We start from the raw sequence: 18272 nt of genomic DNA on the forward strand, positions 1-18272 counted from the left end.
AGGCGCAGACATAAAAGCCCGAACCTGGCCGGGCGCGAATGAGCCCTTCCGCCACGAGCCGGTCATAGGCCTCAACGACCGTCGAGGGCGAGACCCCCATGGTTTGGGCAAAGCCGCGGATGGATGGGAGCCGATCGCCCGGAGCCAGCGCCCGGCTTGCCACCTTGGCGCGGATTGCTCTCATGACATCGCTGGTCCGTGCTCCCGTCAAAGCGTCCGTTTTTCGAAACTCGCCCAAGTGTATGGACCCTCTCACCAGTACAGTTCGGCCAAATTGTACTGATCTGTAACTGATGAGACCAGCCCGGATCGTCTAATCCGGGCCTGAAAGGCGAGGTATCATGAACCAGATCAGAAAATCGATTGAAGGGTGGGGCAACGGCTTGCTCGGCGTTCTTATTTTCAGCGGCTCGCTGCCGGCAACGCGTGTCGCCGTTCAAGGCTTCTCACCGCTGTTCTTAACATCAGCCCGGGCCGTGATTGCGGCGCTGCTGGGTGCTGCGCTTCTCATGCTCTGGCGGCAAGCCCGCCCGCAGCGTCAGGATCTCGTCTCGCTGAGTGTTATCGCCTGTTGCGTTGTCATCGGGTTTCCCCTGCTGACGGCGCTGGCGCTGCAATCGATCACCTCGGCTCACTCGATCGTGTTCATCGGTCTGCTCCCGCTCACGACGGCCCTCTTCGGGGTGCTGCGCGGCGGCGAACGGCCGAAGCCGCTGTTCTGGTTGTTCTCCTGCCTCGGCAGCGCAACGGTCGTTGGTTTTGCGCTCTCTTATGGCGGGCCAGCATCGCTGGCAGGCGACCTTTTGATGATCGCATCAATTGTGGTCTGCGGCCTGGGCTATGCGGAGGGGGCCAAACTCTCTCGCCGTCTCGGGGGATGGCAGGTCATCTCATGGGCGCTGGTGCTTGCTCTGCCGCCCATGCTGCTCGTGGCACTGGCGACGCGCCCGCCGTCCTGGGAGTCAACCGGCGGTCTGCCCTGGCTGGGGCTCGCCTATGTGTCGGTCTTCTCCATGCTGATCGGCTTTGTCTTCTGGTATCGCGGCCTGGCAGCAGGCGGCATAGCGAGCGTCGGTCAGCTGCAACTGCTCCAGCCGTTTTTCGGCCTGGCGCTTGCCGGACTGCTGCTCGGCGAGCCGATCGCCTGGGCCATGATCGGCGCGACCGGTCTCTGCGTTGCTTGCGTGGCTTTTGCCCGGAAATTCGCCTGAAGCGGGACAGCCGGTATCCCGGCGGCTACTGACCGTCGGCACGGCCTTTCATTTCAGGATCTGCAAGGGGCTTTTGGCTCAATCGGAGGCGGCGCGGCCGTGAGATCGGCAAACGGCAGACCCTGCCCCCCGGTATTTTCGGCAATATCGCAGCCCTATGCCCGAACGCTATGGAAGCGGGGAGTTCGCCTGGCCGGCCAGCCAGATATGATCACGCCTCGCAGATGGCAGCGGAGGTGAGGCACGATGGCGCTCAACAAACTCTCGGGCACCTTGCGGGGGGCAGGTTTGACCGCAGGCGCGCTTGGCAACATCCGCCTGTTCGATGCAGGAGCACTTCATATTGCCAATAACTATCCACTGCTCCTGGTCTTTCATCTGACCGGCAGGTGTCGTCTCTTTCTTGCCGGGCGCCATCACCTGACCCTGACGACACCCGGGCAGTGTCTTCTTCTCAGCCGCAAGACGCCGTGCATTCTGGCAGACGAGGCGGCCGATGTGCAGACGGCATCACGCACGGGTCATTTTACCCGTCGTCATGATGACACCATTGTTCCGGTCATCCGCGCCGGCAAAGGCCGGCCGACGGCCAGCATGCTTGTCTGCGGGTTCGACATTGCAAACCCGCATCCTATTTTTGCGGCCCTGCCCGGGGCGTTCGGGTATCAGACCGAGGCGGATGTGAACGTCAGTGCGGTCATCGAGTCCCTGATCCAGTCCCCGCGCCATACCGTACCGGATGTGCTCATCGAGCTTCTGGGCCACTACCTGCTTGCACAGGCGCTGATCCATTTTGCCAACAGCAGGTCGACCGGAGAGACAGGGGCGGCTGACCTGCCCCTTGCCAGCTCCATCCGCTCCGTTGTCCACATGATCGACCTGCGGCCTCAGGCAGACTGGTCGGTCGACAAGCTGGCTCGGCTGGCAGGGCTGGCCCGGTCGTCCTTTATGGAAGCGTTTGATCGCGAGGTCGGGCTTTCCCCCATGCGGTATGTGGCAGAGCGGCGAATGCGCAAGGCCGAGGAGTTGCTGATAACAACCAGCGAGCCCATCGCGCAGATCAGCTGGCAATGCGGTTTTGAATCGCCCGCCGCTTTCACGCGCGCGTTTCGTCGCCACTGCGGTCAAAGCCCGCTTCATTTCAGAAAACAGAACCGTCAGCAGGGGAGCGAATTCAGCACCGGCACGCACTGGGACGCCTTCCTGAATTAACGGACCGGATTCTGGGCAAACGTTTCCGGACGATCAGTCATGGTCTCGAGGGCCATCGCACTCATACAGTTGCTTGAGAAGCAAAAGAACATGGGGAGATGTCTCGTGAATACCGGCAACCCGATCCTCGAGATGATCGACAGCAACGCCGAGGCTGTTGCGACCAACACCATTCCAACCGGCCTGATCTCGGCGGATTCACATGTCACCGAGCCGCCGCACTGCTATGTCGACTATATTGATCCCAAATACCGTGACCGTGCGCCGCGCGTGCTCGAGGAGAGTGACGGCGGCGACAGCTTCGTGATCGATGGCATGCCGGGCGCCGTGCCGATGGGCATCGTGGCGGCTGCCGGGAAAAATCCGCGCGATATCCGCAAGGGTGAGACCAAATTTGCGGATCTGCACCGCGGCGGCTGGGACGGCAAGGCACGGATCCAGGATCAGGACCAGGACGGGATCGTGGCCGAGGTTATCTACCCGTCCGTCGGCATGGTGCTTTGCAACCATTATGACACGGACTACAAGCAGGCCTGCATGTGGGCCTACAATCGCTGGATGAGCGAGGAATTCATGGCTCCGGCGCCCGACCGGCTGCTGGGTCTTGGCCAGACTGCGGTGCGCTCGATCAGCGAGGCCATAGAAGATTTTCGCCAGCTCAAGGAAATGGGCTTTCGCGGTGTGATGATGCCGGGCAACCCAGGCACCGAGGAAGACTATGATCACCCGAGTTTTGACCCGCTGTGGCGGGCGGCCGTCGAGCTGGACTTGCCGCTCAGCTTCCATATCCTGACCAGCCGCTCGGATGGCCCGAACAGCGTCGGCAAGGCCGGCGAGCGTGCCAGCACCCACCGAGGGCCCGCGCAAAATGCCAGCCAGGCCCTGCTCAAGTCCATTCAGGATATCATCGGCATCTTCGTCTGGGGCCGCATTTTCGAGCGGCACCCGGATCTGAAAGTGGTCTGTGTCGAGGCGGATGCTGGCTGGCTGCCGCATTTCCTCTACCGCATGGACCACGGCTACAAGCGCCACCGCTTCTGGATGAAGGTGGGCGACATGCAGCGCCTGCCCAGCGAATACGTCTCGGAGAATGTCTACCTGACCTTCCAGGACGACTGGACGGCGTTCCGGATGGTGGACATGATGAACCCGCGCCGCCTGATGTGGGCCAACGATTTCCCGCACAGCGACTCCACCTGGCCCTGGAGCCGGGATCTGCTGAAGGTGCAGACGACGCACCTGACCGACGAGCAGAAGAGCTGGATCCTGCGCGACAATGCCGCCGCATTGTACAAGGTCGCCCGCCCATGAGCGCCTTTGATCTTGTTGTTCGCCAAGGCATGGTGGCGGACGGCACCAGCGATGATCTGAGGGTTGCGGACATCGGTATTCGCAACGAGATCATCACTGCCGTTGAGCCCCGTCTTGCAGGCACGGGCGTCGAGGAGATCGATGCCAGGGGTCTTCTCGTCACGCCAGGGTTCATTGATGTCCACACCCACTACGACGGCCAGGTGACGTGGGAGCATCATCTGGCGCCTTCGTCCTGCCATGGTGTGACCACATCCATCATGGGCAATTGCGGCATCGGCTTTGCCCCGTGCCGGCCTGAGGACCGAGAGCGGCTGGTGCGTCTCATGGAGGGGGTTGAAGACCTGCCCGAGCCGGTTCTGAGCGCGGGCCTGCCCTGGGCCTGGGAGAGCTTTACCGACTACCTCGATTTTCTATCCGACCGGACGTTCGACATGGACGTGGCCGCCCAGGTGCCGCATGCGGCGCTGCGGGTCTACGTCATGGGACAGCGGGCGGCCGAGCGCGAGGTGGCAACAGAGCAGGACCGGCACGCCATGGCCCGGCATGCCCGGGACGCGATCGCAGCCGGCGCTCTGGGATTTTCAACATCCCGAACGCTCAATCACCGCTCGAGCGATGGCACCAATATTCCCACACTGCGGGCTGGCGAGGAGGAACTGGCCGCCATTGCGCAAGGGGTGAAGGCTGGAGGTGGCGGCGCGCTGCAGGTGGTCTCGGACTTTGATGATCCGGCCACCGAGCTGGCCATGCTCAGGCGGGTGGCCGAGACGACGGGCCTGCCTCTTTCCGTCTCGTTGATGCAGTATCATCATGTGCCGGGTAAATGGCGGGAGATCCTGAACTGGATCGAGGCCTGCCAGGCCGATGGTCTTGCCATTCGCGGCCAGGTCAGCGGCCGGCCGATCGGTATGCTGCTCGGGTTCGAGCTGGGGCTCAACCCATTTTCGTTCACTCCGACCTTCAAGCGGGTCGCCGAGCTGCCTGTGGTGGAGCGGCGCGCTGCCCTGCATGACCCCGAGGTTCGGGGCGCCATCATCGGGGAGATGCCCGACCCATCCGAGCATGTCGCAGCGAACCATATCCGCACGTTCAGCGCCATGTATGCGCTTGGGCGCCGGCCGGATTATGAGCCGCATCCCTCCCGCTCCATGACGGCGCTGGCGGCTGCCCGTGGCACCAGCCCCGAGGCGGAGGCTTATGATGTGATGCTGGAGGATGACTGCCAGGGCGTGCTGCTGCTGCCGAGCGTGAACATTGCCGAGGGCAACCTGGAGGTTGCCCGGCAGATGCTGGTGCATCCTCATACCATCTATGGTTTGGGTGACGGAGGCGCTCATCTGGGCTTCCTGTGCGATGCAAGCCTGCCCACATTCATGCTGCAGTACTGGACGCGCGAGCGCACCATCGGTCCGCGCCTGCCACTGAGCGAAGTGGTGCGGGGCCTGACCTCAAAACCGGCTGAGGTCTTCGGTCTTGTCGACCGGGGGCGCATCAGGCCCGGGTACAAGGCCGATATAAATGTCATCGATTATGACAAGCTGTCGCTTGGCATCCCGCGGGTGACCTGGGATCTGCCAGCGGGCGGGCGGCGCGTGCTGCAGGATGCGGAAGGCTACCGGGCAACCATCGTCAGCGGTGTTGTCACACGCCGCAACGGGGAGGGGACCGGCATGCTGCCGGGGCGCCTCATCCGCGCGAACCGGATCAGCCCCCCGGCTTCGTAACCCGGCCATCGCCGTTGCCGTCCCCGGATCCGGGGGCATGGCGGCGGCGCGGGCCGGGCGGCCCTGCTGACACTCATTCATAGAAGGACGCACTGCGTGCAGCGCGATGGAGGAGAGCCGTAATCTCCTGCCGCTGCCGTGCGTGCGCGTGGGGAGACTCTCATGAGCACATTTCGGTTTCTTGCCAGCTTGTCCTTGATGGCCCTGCAGCCCGTCCTCACCGGCGGCGCTGCGCTGGCGCAGGGAACACCTTCTGCAGGCCTGGATGATATCGTCGTCACCGCCCAGAAGCGGGCAGAGAACCTGCAGGAGACGCCGATTGCGATGTCCGCACTCGACACCAGCGCGCTTCAGAAACTCGGTGTCGCCTCCATCGCTGATCTCGCGACGTCCACACCCAGCCTTTATACGTCGCCCTATCCCAATTCGCCGACCACGGTGATGATGTTCATACGCGGCATGGGAACCACCAACCCATACCAGATCACCAAGGATGGCGCGGTTGGTCTTTATTTGGATGGATTTTACCTCTCCCGACCGCAGAGCGCCACCATCGACATGGCGGACATCGAACGCGTGGAAATTCTGCGCGGCCCGCAAGGGACCCTTTATGGGCGCAACACGACGGGAGGCGCCGTCAACATCATCACCCGCAAGCCGACCGGAGAGGCGGGCGTTCGCGGAAGTCTCCAGGCTGGCACGCTCGATACGCTGCGCGCGCTGACCAATATCGATCTGCCCGCCATAGGCGATTTTGCGGCCAAGCTTACGCTCCTGGCCTCCAACCGGCAGGGCTGGACCAAGAACAGCGGCGGGGCAGACTTTGGCGGCATGGAGCAGGTGGGCGGCGAGCTTGCCGTGCGCTGGACGCCGGGTGAGCGGACCACAGTTGACTATGCCTATGACCTTGGCCGGGTCGACAGCACGGCGCTTTACTACAATAACGATGTGCTTGAGGGTTTCCTGCCGGGCTATGCCTCGTCCCGGGGCCGGGCCTACCGGGGCATCGATCTGCCCGAGACGACGACACGCTACCACGGCCATCGCCTGGCGATCGAGCTTGAGGCCAGCGATGCCCTGACGCTGCGCTCCCTGTCCGGCTACCGGTATTTAAATGCGAATTCCGTGCAGGATTATCATGAAATCTGGAGCACGCCGGCGGTCAACCAGGTCACCAACGTACGCCCCTCGGACACTATCAAGAGCCGTCAGTACTCCCAGGAATTCCAGCTGGTCGGCTCGGTCGGCGAGACACTCGACTATGTGCTGGGCCTTTATTTCTTCCAGGAAAAGGCGAGGCACTTTTCCAATGTCCTCACCATTACCGGGCAGAAGGGCACAAGCCCGCTTTCCATCAGCCGGGATCGGACAACGTGGGTCAACTCCCGCTCGGTCGCGGCCTTCAGCCAGCTTGAGTGGACACCGGATATCCTGGAGGGCCGCCTGTCGTTCATTGCCGGGGCCCGCTACACTTGGGATCGGCGCCGGGCGCAGCGGGATGAGAGACAGACCATCAGTCTTGCCAGCGGCACTGTCATTTCCGAGACGTCCGACCTTGGCCTTGAAAATCGCCAGAAGTTCAGCAAGTTCAATCCATCCGCTACGATCAGCTACGCCTTTGCAGATGACATCAATGGCTATCTCAAGATCTCGACCGGCTACAGGGCAGGGGGCTCGGACGAGGGCGCGCTGATTTTTGACGCGCCGTTCCGCCCCGAGACGCTGGTCAACTATGAAGCCGGCCTCAAATCCGACCTGTTTGACCGGAGGCTGCGCATCAATCTGGCGGCATTCTGGATGGATTACGATGACATCCAGATCGAGATGCAGCCCAAGATCGGGGCAACCTCGATTTCCCAGACCGTGAATGCGGGCAAGGGCCGCATGGCGGGTCTGGAAGCAGAACTGACCGCGGCCCTTTCTGATAACCTTCGCATCAGCGGGTCCTGGACATGGCTCAAGCCCAAGCTGAAGTCGGTTCTGGCAGAGCCCGGAGGCGTGCTCGACCCTGCGACTAACCCTGAATCGCCCTACCGGGTCGGTGACAACCTGGCGGACTATTTTGCTTTCACCTACGCGCCCGAACACAGCTTCTCCGCCTCGCTCGATGCAACGCTTGCCCGCCTTGGCGAGGATAGCCTCGACCTCTTTGTCAGCTGGAGCTGGAAGGACCGCGCTTTTGTCACCGGCGGCGTCGGACCGGCCGTGCCCGGGCGCCAGAACGCCGCCATCCCGTCCTACGGGGTGGTTGACGCCCGCCTGACATGGACCATCGAGCGCGACGGGGGCGATCCCTGGTCGGTTAGCCTCTGGGCGCGCAATCTCTTGGACAACAAGTACTGGGCGAACATCGTGCCGGTTGGCAATGCCCTGACCGGCTACACGGGACAAGGCTATACCTATGGCCAGCCCCGCACGGTCGGGCTGCAGCTGAACTACAGCTTCTGATGCAGCGATTGGTGCTATACGCACCGGCTCATGCGGGCCTTATCAAAGACCTTGGCAAGGGCGGACCGGCAGGTCCGCCCTTGCAAACGGTTAGTTCGCCCATGCCGTGAAGCCTGCTCGGCGGGCCGCGGACAGGAGCGGGGCACCGCATCCAGCGTCAGGTAGAGACCTTGACTGCGCTCCTGCGCCTTCCAGCCTGGTTCGCCCAGAATGGGAGCTGCCAGGCCTGCCGGCCGCGCCGCTGGTCAATTGCCGGATGGACCGCTACATTTGAGAGGATCGTCGCGCTTTCCCTTTGAGGCTGTGAGCGTTTTGAAATGGCGAGCAGATAAGGGAAGGTGCCCGAATTGAGAGAAGACGATGCGCGCTGCGTCCTGCTTGTCCGTGCGATCGAGCTTGAAGATCGCAGTGGCAATCTGCTGACGGAGGAAGACCGCAGGCAGGCTGACCTGGCGGCGCGCTCTTCCCTGACGAAAGGCAATCGAAAGACCGAGGGCATCTACTTGGCGCGCCGCGCGGCCGTCGCGGCCACGCGGGCCACGACCCGGTTCCCGGCGATCGGACGTGCACTTGCCTTGAGCCGTTGGCCGCGCTGGATCGGCTGGGCCGTGCCACTGGCAGCCCTCATCGCAGGCATGCTCGTCAACGAGCTTGGCAACGGGCGCAGGCTGGACCTGATCGCCGCTCCCTTCATCGGCACCGTCCTCTGGAATATCGCTGTTTATCTCTGGCTGGCATTATGGCCGCTTAAGAAGCGCAAGAGCCGGCCTCGTCCCCCGGGACTGACCCGGCTGCTGACCTGGCTCGCGGGCTTTGGTCAGCGCCATAAAGATCGCTCGACGCCTATGGCGCGCGCGCTCGCACGCTTTGCCCGAGACTGGGGGGAGGCGTCGGCTCCACTGGCGGTGGCCCGGGCTACGCGCACGCTCCATCTGGGGGCCGCCTTCTTTGCTTTGGGACTGATCGCCTCGCTCTACGTCCGGGCGCTGGCCGTTGAATATCGCGCAGGCTGGGAGAGCACCTTTTTAGGGCCGGCCGAGGTCCATGCGCTGCTGTCAAGCCTGCTTGGCCCGGCAAGCCTTGCGACCGGCATTGCCATCCCGCCGGTCGCAGGCATCGCCGCGCTGCGCTGGGCGAAGGGCGTCGGCAACGGCGGCGATGCGGCGCCCTGGATCCACCTGTTCACCGCAACGGCCCTTGGCATTGTTGTCATCCCGCGCCTGCTGCTGGCCGGCTGGCAGGCTATCCGGGCGTATCGGCTTACGGCCTGGTTTCCGCTGCCGGGTCGCGAGGATTTCTATATTCGCCGCCTGGTTCGCAGCGCCGATGGAACGCCCCTGGCGGTGCGGGTGACCTCCTATGCCTATCAGCCGGCCCCGGAGGTCAAGGAGCGGCTGAAGGCGCTTGTAACCGAAGCCCTGGGCGACAGGGTGCGGCTCTACTTTGATGAGCCGGTGAGCTATGGGGCGGAAGATCACTGGCTGGGGCAGGCAACGTTGCGGCCTGACGACGATTATCACCTTCTCCTGTTTGCCCTTTCAGCAACGCCCGAGGCCGAGAACCATGGCCGGCTTGCCCATGCCCTGCGGGAGCGGCTTGCGGGCGACCGCAACGGGACCGTGCTGGCTGCGATCCTCGACGAGAGCGGCTTTCGCCGCCAGTTTGCAGGCCAGGGCAACCTTGAGCAGCGCGTTGCCGCCCGCCGCGAGGCGTGGGAGAGCGTTCTGGCCGGAGCAGGCATTGCACCCCTGGTCATGGATTTGGCAGGCATGGAAGAGAATGCCGCGCAGCGCCTCGAGGCCGCGCTCATTCAGGACCCGGGGCTGGAGGTTTGAACATGCCGGAGCATAGTCCTGAGTTTCTTGCCGAGGTCGCCGGCACAGGCACTGTCGTCAATCTCAGCCTGATCTCCCACACGAATGTGGGCAAGACGACGCTCGCGCGCACGCTGCTCGGCCGCGACATCGGCGAGGTGCGCGATGCAGCCCATGTGACCGAACTGGCGTCCGGGTACGTCCTTGTGCAGGCTGGCGAAGATACCTTGATGTTGTGGGACACGCCCGGGTTCGGAGATACGGCGCGGCTGCTTAAGCGCCTGCGCCTTGCGGGCAACCCCCTGGGCTGGCTGCTGAGTCAGGTGTGGGACCGCTGGCGCGAACGCCCGCTGTGGGCAAGTCAGCAGGCCGTCCGGAATGCCCGCGAGCAGGCCGATGTCATTCTCTACCTTGTCAATGCCGGTGAAGATCCGGCAGCGGCGGCCTATGTGCCGCTGGAGATGGAAGTGCTGTCGTGGATCGGCAAGCCGGTCGTGCTGTTGCTCAATCAGATGGGGCCTCCCCGAGCTGGAGCTGCTGAGGAAATCGAGCGCTGGCGGCAGGCCGTCGAGGGGACCGTGAACCTGGCCGGCGTCCTCCCGCTGGATGCCTTTGCACGCTGCTGGGTCCAGGAGGGCATTCTCCTTGAGACGATTGCCCCGCTGCTGCCCGATGAGAAGCGCCCGGCGATGACCGGGCTGATCGCGCGCTGGTCCGAGCTCAACCGGGCCCGCTTTGAAGACTCTATGGCCGTTCTTGCACGGGCCTTAGCAGATGCAGCAACCGACCAAGAGGCGGTGGGCGACGCCAGCTGGCACCGCCGGCTCGGCGAGATGCTGTTCTCGAAGGGGCGCGAGCGGCCCGAAGTCCGTGAGGCGATGGGAAAACTGGCAGAGCGGCTCGAGGCAAGCAATCGGGCCTCAACGGATGCCCTGATCCGCCTTCACAACCTCTCCGGCAAGGCGAGCCACCGCATTCTGGAGCGCGTGGCGCAGCATTATTCCCATCGCGAGAAAACGCCCGAAGGGGCAGCGGCAGCACTTGGTGGCCTGGTGTCAGGGGCGGCCACCGGTCTTGCTGCTGATCTTGCCGCCGGCGGCCTGACCCTGGGTGGGGGCCTGATCGTCGGCGCCATCATCGGCGCGCTGGGGGCAGGGGGGCTTGCCCGCGGCGTCAATATGGCGACAGGCGCTGACGGGGCCAGTGTGCGTTGGTCGGAGGCGTTCTTCACGGAAATCATCGGCGCCGCCATTCTGCGCTACCTGGCAGTTGCTCATTTCGGGCGCGGCCGCGGCAACTGGGAAGAAGGGGAATATCCTGCCTTCTGGCTGGATATGGTCAGGCGTGAACTCGAGGATAGCCAGCCCGAGATCGGCAGGATTTATGCGAGCGGAAAAGAAATGCCAGCCGCCGAGCATATTGCCCCCTTGCAGGCGCTTTTGTCCGCCGTGACCAGCCGCGTACTGTCCAGGCTTTATCCAGGTACGGCTGCCGCGCAAACCTGACAATAGGCCCGAGAGCAGTGCATGCAGTTGCTGCTCTTAAGTTGGGTTATGCTGTTTCTCAGCGATAGAAACTGACAAACGGTTCACGACGTTTAGCCGGGCTATGCGGTCGCGAGCCTGATGAGGCACTCGGTATCGGCCTGAGCGTGTAGACCATAGGCTTAGCGGATATGAGTGCAGAATACCTAGCCGAACTTCAGATCCGGCTCGAGCTATGACCTAGCCGGCATCGTCGGCGAGCAAGGCGCAGCGCTCGCTTGCAAGCGTCAATACCTGGTCCTGGACGCTAGCTGTAGCCTCGGCCGCGAAGCCCGGCAGCCGGACGATCTCGACGGCGTTCGCAAGACGGCCGGTCACCTCGGCAATGGCTGTGTCCGCATCGCCCTGGGGCAAGCCGATCGTGCGCGCCAGCGCCATGAAGTCTCGGCGCGCCAGCCGATCATCCTTGCCGTTGAGCTTGAGCGCCATGCGATCGCCCCCCAGGCCTGGAAAGACCCGCGTCGTGACTGCATCATAAAGCGGCGCGAAACGAACCGAGGTGAAGGCCTTCGCATCTGGCTCGGCGATCTTGAGAAGTGCAAGGTTCTTGAGGTGCATGTCGCCATCGGCGATCAGCCAGGCGAAGACCGCGCGGCGGAACAGAATGTCGAGGTCAGCGACTGGATCCGTCGAAAGCGGCCGCAACCCGCGCGCCATGCGCTCGATCGTGCCGTTATATTTCGCCGACGCCGGCAGATCGAGGACCGAGCAGAAATCCTCGAGCGCAAGCCGGCGCTTATCGTCCGGTCCTTGGCGAATATCGAAGCGCTCAACGATAAGCGCGGGCGACATGCTGTCCGGCATCGGGGTCAGCGCGACATCCGGCGTTGCAAAGCCGACGGCGCGGCCCAGCTCCAGGCAGAGCCATTCGACGATCGGCAGCATCTCGAAGCCGGCCGCTCCGGCAGGCTTCAGGATATGGGTGAATGGCAGGTCAACGGCCGGTAAGAGAGTGCCATCGGCTGCGAGGTGCATCGGCGCCTTGATCTGAACGCCCGATAGGCGCGGCGTCTCGGCGCGGGCGAAGATTCGCGCGAGGTTCTGCTCGAAACTCTCCTCGATCGCGCCGCGCGCTGGCCCTGCATAGCGGCCGGTGAAGCGCCCCCCCTTGAGGAAGCCGTCCAATCTTGTCGTCAGAATATCCGCTGGCAGGGCTGCGAGTTCGTCGCGGGCCTCGACCACGGTGATATTGGACATATAGCGCCGCCCCCGCTTGAGCGCCTCGCGCTCGTCGCGCTCTTGGAGCACTTGGGCCAGCCAGCCTTCCGGCAGCAACGATTCGACAAAGGCCGGGAGTTTGCCCGGCGTGGTTTCTCGGACTAGTGCTGGTCCTGAACGCCTGGCCGGCTTCCAGCGCCATTCAAAGCCGTCATGGGTTAGGTGACCAAGCGGTTCGCCATGCCAGGCGATTAGCAGGTCGAGCGCAGCCTTGTTGGCTGGTGCTTTGGCCGTACTTGGCTGCGCGAGAAGAAAGCGCTCGGCGCCTGCGCCCTCGCGATACCAGCCATTCTCGCGCGCCAGCGCCCAGGCCGCATCGGCGGCCTCCTTGGGCGTGCCGTACTCCTCAACGAGACGCGCGGCCATCTGCAGGCGCATCTCCGCTGTGATTGCGCTGGCATGTTCGCTGCGCAGGCGAAAGGCTTCTAGGAAGCGCTGGCGTGGCGAGGAGACGTTGATGCGCAGTTCGCCCAAGTCATCTCCAACCACAGCCGCGGCCGTCGAGGGATGCGGTGGCGCCTGGTTCTGAACGATCTCCAAGCTGCGCAACCGGGTCCGTTGATTGCGGCGGCCACTAATGAAAAGCCGCCCATCCGGCGTCGGCGCGAGGAGTGCCGCGCTCGCCGACGAGAGATAGGCGCTCGGGTAAAGATAATGAGCAATGCGTACCGCATGGCCTAGGATGGCGGCGTCGGCATCGACATCTTGGTCGACATAGATGCCCCGCACGAGCTGGATGAGCTCGCCCGCCTGCGCGCGTTGATGCGCTCGCTTGGCATCGATCGTTTCGCCAACCAGATGGATCGCCATGCAATTATCCCGCATCTCAGATGCGCGATAATTCCATTCTCGATCTCAAAAGGCAAGAATTATCGCGCATCTGAGATGCGGGATAATTCCGGACCATACAAAGCGATCCGGACCGGTCCCGGCTAGCAGATGCTGGTGCTGCCGGATGACCTTCACGTTGACATTGAGCGCGGGAGCTTCTCCTCGGGCACCCCACGATCGAGCGCACGCGCGATCATAATACTCCTGGATCGTGGCGAGACGGTTCATCCGCTTGTTGTGGGTAAAGGATCCGTCGTTATCCGCTACGATACAGGGCGTCCCGGTTGCGCCAAGAAACCGCAGTGCATCGAGCCGCAGCTGGCCGCCGCCCTTCTGTCGGCCGATCGGTAAAGGCCCGATCATGCCGGCCTCCGTGACCGAGGCCGCGATCGGGCGATACTTGACCGTTTTCTGATTGACCAGTTTTTTGGGAGGAGACGAACCGGCGCAGTGACCGCTATGGCAGCAAGACGCTTGCCGAGCGGACCCGGTTCGCGGCCGAGCTCATCCGTGCAATGCGCGCGGCAGCACTTGATGGCCTGGTGTTAGGGGCGACTACGGGCCTTGCTGCAGATCTTGCCGCCGATGCCCTGCAGTCCTGATTGCCGGCAAGCAGTGTGTGCAGCTGTTGTTCTTAAACTGGGTCATCCTGTTGCTCAGCGATAAAGGCTGACAGACCGTTCGCCACGTTTATCCGGGCAATGTGGCCGTAAGCCTGATAAGGTGGCCGATATCGCCCTGAAAGCCGCAGGCCATCCGCGAGATGCTCTTACGTATAAAGCGTGGCCATCGACGTCGTTGACAGCCACTAGTCGGAATTCAGTGCGCTTGGCGTGGAATTCCTGGGGCACACCTAAAAGGCCCGTGCGGCGGCCCTGTCTGCCGCCTCCCTCAGTAACGGATCGTCCCAACGGTTCATGCCCATGCCAGCCAACTGAGCGGCTAACTCGGCGCGGGCGTGCACCTTGGGGTCAATACCCAGCATCATCTTGCCGGAGTAGGGTTTCTCGGGGCCTTGCCAGCCTTGGCGCACGTCTCCAGGTAATCGTCAACCGCCTCCTGGAATGCAGCCTTAAGCTCGTGCGAGTTCTCGGCGTGGAAACTCACCAGGTCATTGATGCCAGCAACATGCCCCACAAGGATCTCATCTTCGGCATAAAATTCGACGCGTGCCATGTACCCCTTGTAGATCATCGTGTTCATGGTCTTACTCCTAACTTGATCAGATATTCCTTTGCATCGCAGGCCGCTTGTACTCGCCATGGCAGGCCCCCTTGAGGGCGGACAGATCCATAAAGCCTCAAGGCCGACGCGGCCTAGCAGAAAACAGCATGCCAGACCGGGGCTGCCAAGCGTCTTTCACAGTCGCCTTTGCGGTCGCGCAGAATAATTATAGGTGGATTTGCCTGTTATGCCGAGCGATTTAATTCATATAAGTGGAAGACAATATTATGAATTTGAATAATTCATCTGAATAATAAAATCGTGACAAACATAATGCAGGATGTATCAGTAATAATTAATCCAAGTCACCGCTGGGGCTGTTTTGCAGGAAGAAGAATTGTGTTACATCCTCAAGGTCTCATCGCATGCCAGCGGTCAGACGAGAACGGTTTTTAAAAAAAAGCGTTGAGATATTAATCTTCTGTTTGCATTGATTTCTGTTCGTCATCAGTATGGCATCAGCTCCCGATAGATGACATTCTTTCTAAGTTGTGTTCGCTGCCTCTGCGTAAACGTCAATCTCGAAAATTGGACGTCAGACAGGGCGGTAATTCAGCGGTTTCCACCATATCAATGCCGTCTGGTCTGATACCAGGAAGAGTGCACGGCTCAGTTCACTTACGATTTGAGAAAAAGGACGCGAGCCCTGGTCAGGGCCGCTGCAGATCCAATAATTCGCGATGTCACGGTACGGCGTTCCTGAGAACATAACCGGGGGTAACAAAAATGATAAACAGCCCGCATATGCTGTTTAAAGCAGCTCTCATTGCCTCAACCGCCATAGTGATCGTCCCGTGCATAGCGCCGTCTGCCTTTGCGCGCGCCTCTGCTTCAGTGCAAGCGCCGCCAACTCTCAGGCGCGGGGATCCGGGACATACTACGACATCCGAAAAAGCTGACCCTGACCAGAATTCTACACCGGCTCTGGAGGCTGCCACTGTCAGCCCGTCCTCGGGCGGAGCGCGGAAAGCAAGTATGGAGCCGTGGGACACTGAGCCACCCGCTGGCGAGACTGGCGTTCGTAACTCGAAAGAACCCGACACCATTGTGGTGACCGGCTCCCATATTCGCGGCCTGGATGCACCCGTTGGCAGCAATCTTATCACGATTGATCGGGAAGAAATCGATCGGCAAGGGTACGCGAACGCTCGCGATCTGTCAGAGGATATACTCCAGAACTTCGGAGGCGGCGCCACAGGCGAGCGCCAACAGAACCCCGCATCCAGTCAGAATGTTGGCTATGGCACGACAATCAACCTACGTGGCCTTGGCAATCTGGCCACGCTTGTCCTCATCAACGGTCGCCGCGTTCCAGCTGTCGGGCAAGACGGTGGCGTTGCGGACATTTCCTTTATTCCAATATCCGCACTTGAACGCGTTGAAGTCCTTCCTGACGGGGCGTCGGCGGTATACGGCTCCGATGCGGTCGCAGGCGTGGTAAACTTTATCTTAAGAAAAGATTATGAGGGATTTGAGGCGCGTGCTCGCTACGGCTTTGCAACGGAAGCATCGGTTCAGGAATATCAATTCGGCCAATCTGGCGGCCAGCGATGGGGTAGCGGTAGCCTATTCCTCTCCTACGAATTTTATCACAGAGACAGGTTGCCCGCGGATGATCGCCCATTTACCCGTACGCAAGACCTGCGGAGCCAGGGAGGAAAGGACTATAGATTAATTTATGGACAGCCGGGCAATATAATCAATCCTTTGACATCGGCCGTGCTCTTTGCAATTCCTCCGGGCCAGGACGGACGTAACCTAACTCCTGGACAGCTTTTGGGTCCGGAGCAGACTAACTTTACCGATGAAAACCAGTATATCGACATGCTTCCGGAGCAGCGCCGGCATAGTGTTTTCGCCTATCTCCGTCAGGAACTAACTCCCGCGATAGCACTGTTTGCCGAGGGAAGATATGGACACCGGCGCTTCTCTTCCCATAGCGCGCCACCCTGGGCGCTGCTCACGGTCACGCCTGGAAACCCTTATTACGTTGACGCCAACGGAAACGGGGCCCCTGTTTTCGTCGCCTACTCTTTCACCAAAGAACATGGTCCAGTCGAGGTAAGCGGCGCATCAGAGAGTTATAGCGGCAGTTCCGGGCTTAACATCGACATGGGCTCGCAGTGGCAAACCCAAGCTTACGTCAGTTATAGCCGCGACAAGAGCAGGACAATAATTGATCAGATTGATTATGCAGCGTTGACAACCGCCCTTATCGGTAGCCCTTCACAGCCCGCGCTGAACCCCTTTGGCAGCGGTACCAGCAACTCGCCTGCACTGATATCGGGACTGTTTAGGAAAGACAGGATCATTATCGATGCCGACGTTCTCCAGGCCAATATAACTTCCGACGGAGATGTCGCACAGATCTGGGGCAATACACTGCGCGCAGCTTTCGGCATCGATTACCGTGACTATCATTACGAAACCGATAACCGCTTTTCGGAAAGCTTGAATGCCGATCTTAGCAGAGAGGTTCTTGCAATATTCGGTGAGCTGTTCATCCCCCTCGTTAGCCCCTCCAACGATATAGCTGGATTTCGCCGGTTAGAGCTATCGGTTTCTGCACGTCATGAACGCCATAAGGACCGCAGTCGCGAGCCACAAGAACAGAGCCGTGACCGGCAGACGTCTACCGATCCACGCATCGGTTTAGTCTGGGAGCCTTTCTCAGGTCTAAGAATTAATGGCAGCTATGGCACATCGTTCCGCTCTCCAAGCCTGAACGCACTGACTGCTACGGCCTCGCTCTCGGCCATCCCGGTTGCGGACCCTCTGTCACCAAGCGGGCAGACGCGCCTTCTGGTCGTCAACGGCGCTGAACGTGATCTTCGCAACGAAACTGCAGATACCTGGACAATCGGAGCGGAAATCGCACCTCAGCAGTTGCCGGAGCTAAGGCTAAAGGCGAACTATTTTTCAATTAATTTCGACAATCTCGTCGACCGCCTGCCGTTCCCGACCCTCGTCTTGGCAGACCCAGCGCTATCTGGTTTGGTTGTCCGCAACCCGTCGCTCGATCAGGTCCAATCATATTGCAATCTGGTAGATCCGCAAAACTGGTTTATATCGCCGGGCGACTGTACCGCTCCAGGGCAAGTTGCGGCCGCATACGACTGGCGCCTCCGGAATATCAGTGAAATATCTGTGTCCGGCATTGATGCTCAAGCCACATACTCGGCGGATCTTGAAGAGGCAGGCATATTGGCAGTGTCCCTCTCCGCCACATATCTTCTGGATTATGAGAAACAGTTATCGAGCACGACACCAAAGCGCAGCTTCCTGGATACGCCTGGTAACCTGGTCGACCTGCGCGCGAGAGGTACTGTCTCATGGCAGCTCAAAAACGGGCTACTGCTGTCAACCGACATCAATTACACCGACAGTTATAAAGATCCGGTCCATGATAGAAAAATTAATTCGTGGACGACGATTGACCTGACAATTGCCTATGAAATAAGCGAGAAAGTCACCTTTGGACTGCTGAGAAACACTTCCGTCCGTCTTAATGTAAACAATATCTTCGAGAACGATCCGCCATTTTATGAAAACGCCGATCAAAAAATCGGCTTTGATCCAACTAATGCCGACGCTACCGGGCGCTTCATTTCATTCAACATTGTCAAGCGCTGGTAATTCCAGATGCCTTTTCTGAAGGCCGCGAGAGTCAGCTTCTGACAATTCACCAATGCCCACGTGTGGCCATTACAGAAAATCCGAGCGCGTATCCCT

13 protein-coding genes are annotated in these 18272 nt (G+C 61.0%); 8 read left to right on the forward strand and 5 right to left on the reverse strand.

What is annotated here, in order from left to right; translation table 11 throughout:
• On the reverse strand, positions 1-184 hold a 184-nt coding region (locus VIG90_RS15920; protein ID WP_331594503.1), incomplete at its 3' end, for a winged helix-turn-helix domain-containing protein.
• A 157-nt stretch (positions 185-341) separates the two neighbouring features.
• Between VIG90_RS15920 and VIG90_RS15925 the strand changes: the two genes are divergently transcribed.
• From VIG90_RS15925 to VIG90_RS15955, 7 genes are all read left to right on the forward strand, one after another.
• Positions 342-1211, forward strand: coding sequence for a DMT family transporter (locus VIG90_RS15925; protein ID WP_331594504.1), 870 nt, complete (start codon positions 342-344; stop codon positions 1209-1211).
• A gap of 246 nt (positions 1212-1457) precedes the next feature.
• Complete coding sequence (locus VIG90_RS15930) at positions 1458-2423, forward strand: AraC family transcriptional regulator (RefSeq protein ID WP_331594505.1); 966 nt, start codon at positions 1458-1460, stop codon at positions 2421-2423.
• Between the two features lie 105 nt (positions 2424-2528).
• Positions 2529-3734 carry an amidohydrolase family protein gene (locus tag VIG90_RS15935; protein ID WP_331594506.1) on the forward strand — a complete coding sequence of 402 codons (1206 nt, stop codon included), beginning with the start codon at positions 2529-2531 and terminating at the stop codon, positions 3732-3734.
• A complete protein-coding gene (locus VIG90_RS15940; protein WP_331594507.1) occupies positions 3731-5461 on the forward strand; it encodes an N-acyl-D-amino-acid deacylase family protein in 1731 nt (576 codons plus the stop codon). Before VIG90_RS15935 ends, VIG90_RS15940 begins: the two co-directional genes overlap by 4 nt.
• A 162-nt stretch (positions 5462-5623) precedes the next feature.
• Positions 5624-7909, forward strand: a complete 2286-nt coding sequence (locus tag VIG90_RS15945) for a TonB-dependent receptor (RefSeq protein ID WP_331594508.1) — start codon at positions 5624-5626, stop codon at positions 7907-7909.
• 338 nt (positions 7910-8247) lie between these two features.
• Positions 8248-9744, forward strand: a complete 1497-nt coding sequence (locus tag VIG90_RS15950) for a DUF2868 domain-containing protein (RefSeq protein WP_331594509.1) — start codon at positions 8248-8250, stop codon at positions 9742-9744.
• 2 nt (positions 9745-9746) lie between these two features.
• On the forward strand, positions 9747-11228 hold the full coding sequence (locus tag VIG90_RS15955) for a DUF3482 domain-containing protein (RefSeq protein WP_331594510.1): 1482 nt from the start codon (positions 9747-9749) through the stop codon (positions 11226-11228).
• A gap of 219 nt (positions 11229-11447) precedes the next feature.
• On the opposite strand, the gene VIG90_RS15960 is transcribed toward VIG90_RS15955, so the two are convergent.
• The 4 genes from VIG90_RS15960 to VIG90_RS15970 form a co-directional block, all read right to left on the reverse strand.
• The gene (locus tag VIG90_RS15960) at positions 11448-13295 is read right to left on the reverse strand and encodes a type II toxin-antitoxin system HipA family toxin (RefSeq protein WP_331594511.1); all 1848 of its coding nucleotides are present in this window, start codon (positions 13293-13295) and stop codon (positions 11448-11450) included.
• 45 nt (positions 13296-13340) lie between these two features.
• The gene (locus VIG90_RS15965) at positions 13341-13679 is read right to left on the reverse strand and encodes a hypothetical protein (protein WP_331594512.1); all 339 of its coding nucleotides are present in this window, start codon (positions 13677-13679) and stop codon (positions 13341-13343) included.
• A 490-nt stretch (positions 13680-14169) separates the two neighbouring features.
• A complete protein-coding gene (locus VIG90_RS19915) occupies positions 14170-14304 on the reverse strand; it encodes a hypothetical protein (RefSeq protein ID WP_414695514.1) in 135 nt (44 codons plus the stop codon).
• Complete coding sequence (locus VIG90_RS15970; protein ID WP_331594514.1) at positions 14301-14519, reverse strand: type II toxin-antitoxin system HicB family antitoxin; 219 nt, start codon at positions 14517-14519, stop codon at positions 14301-14303. The genes VIG90_RS19915 and VIG90_RS15970 overlap by 4 nt, the downstream gene beginning before the upstream one ends.
• Before the next feature lie 996 nt (positions 14520-15515).
• Between VIG90_RS15970 and VIG90_RS15975 the strand changes: the two genes are divergently transcribed.
• A complete protein-coding gene (locus VIG90_RS15975; protein ID WP_331594515.1) occupies positions 15516-18176 on the forward strand; it encodes a TonB-dependent receptor plug domain-containing protein in 2661 nt (886 codons plus the stop codon).
• Positions 18177-18272: the final 96 nt, after the last annotated feature.

The organism is Pedomonas sp. (assembly GCF_036515995.1).
GTDB lineage: Bacteria > Pseudomonadota > Alphaproteobacteria > Sphingomonadales > Sphingomonadaceae > Pedomonas.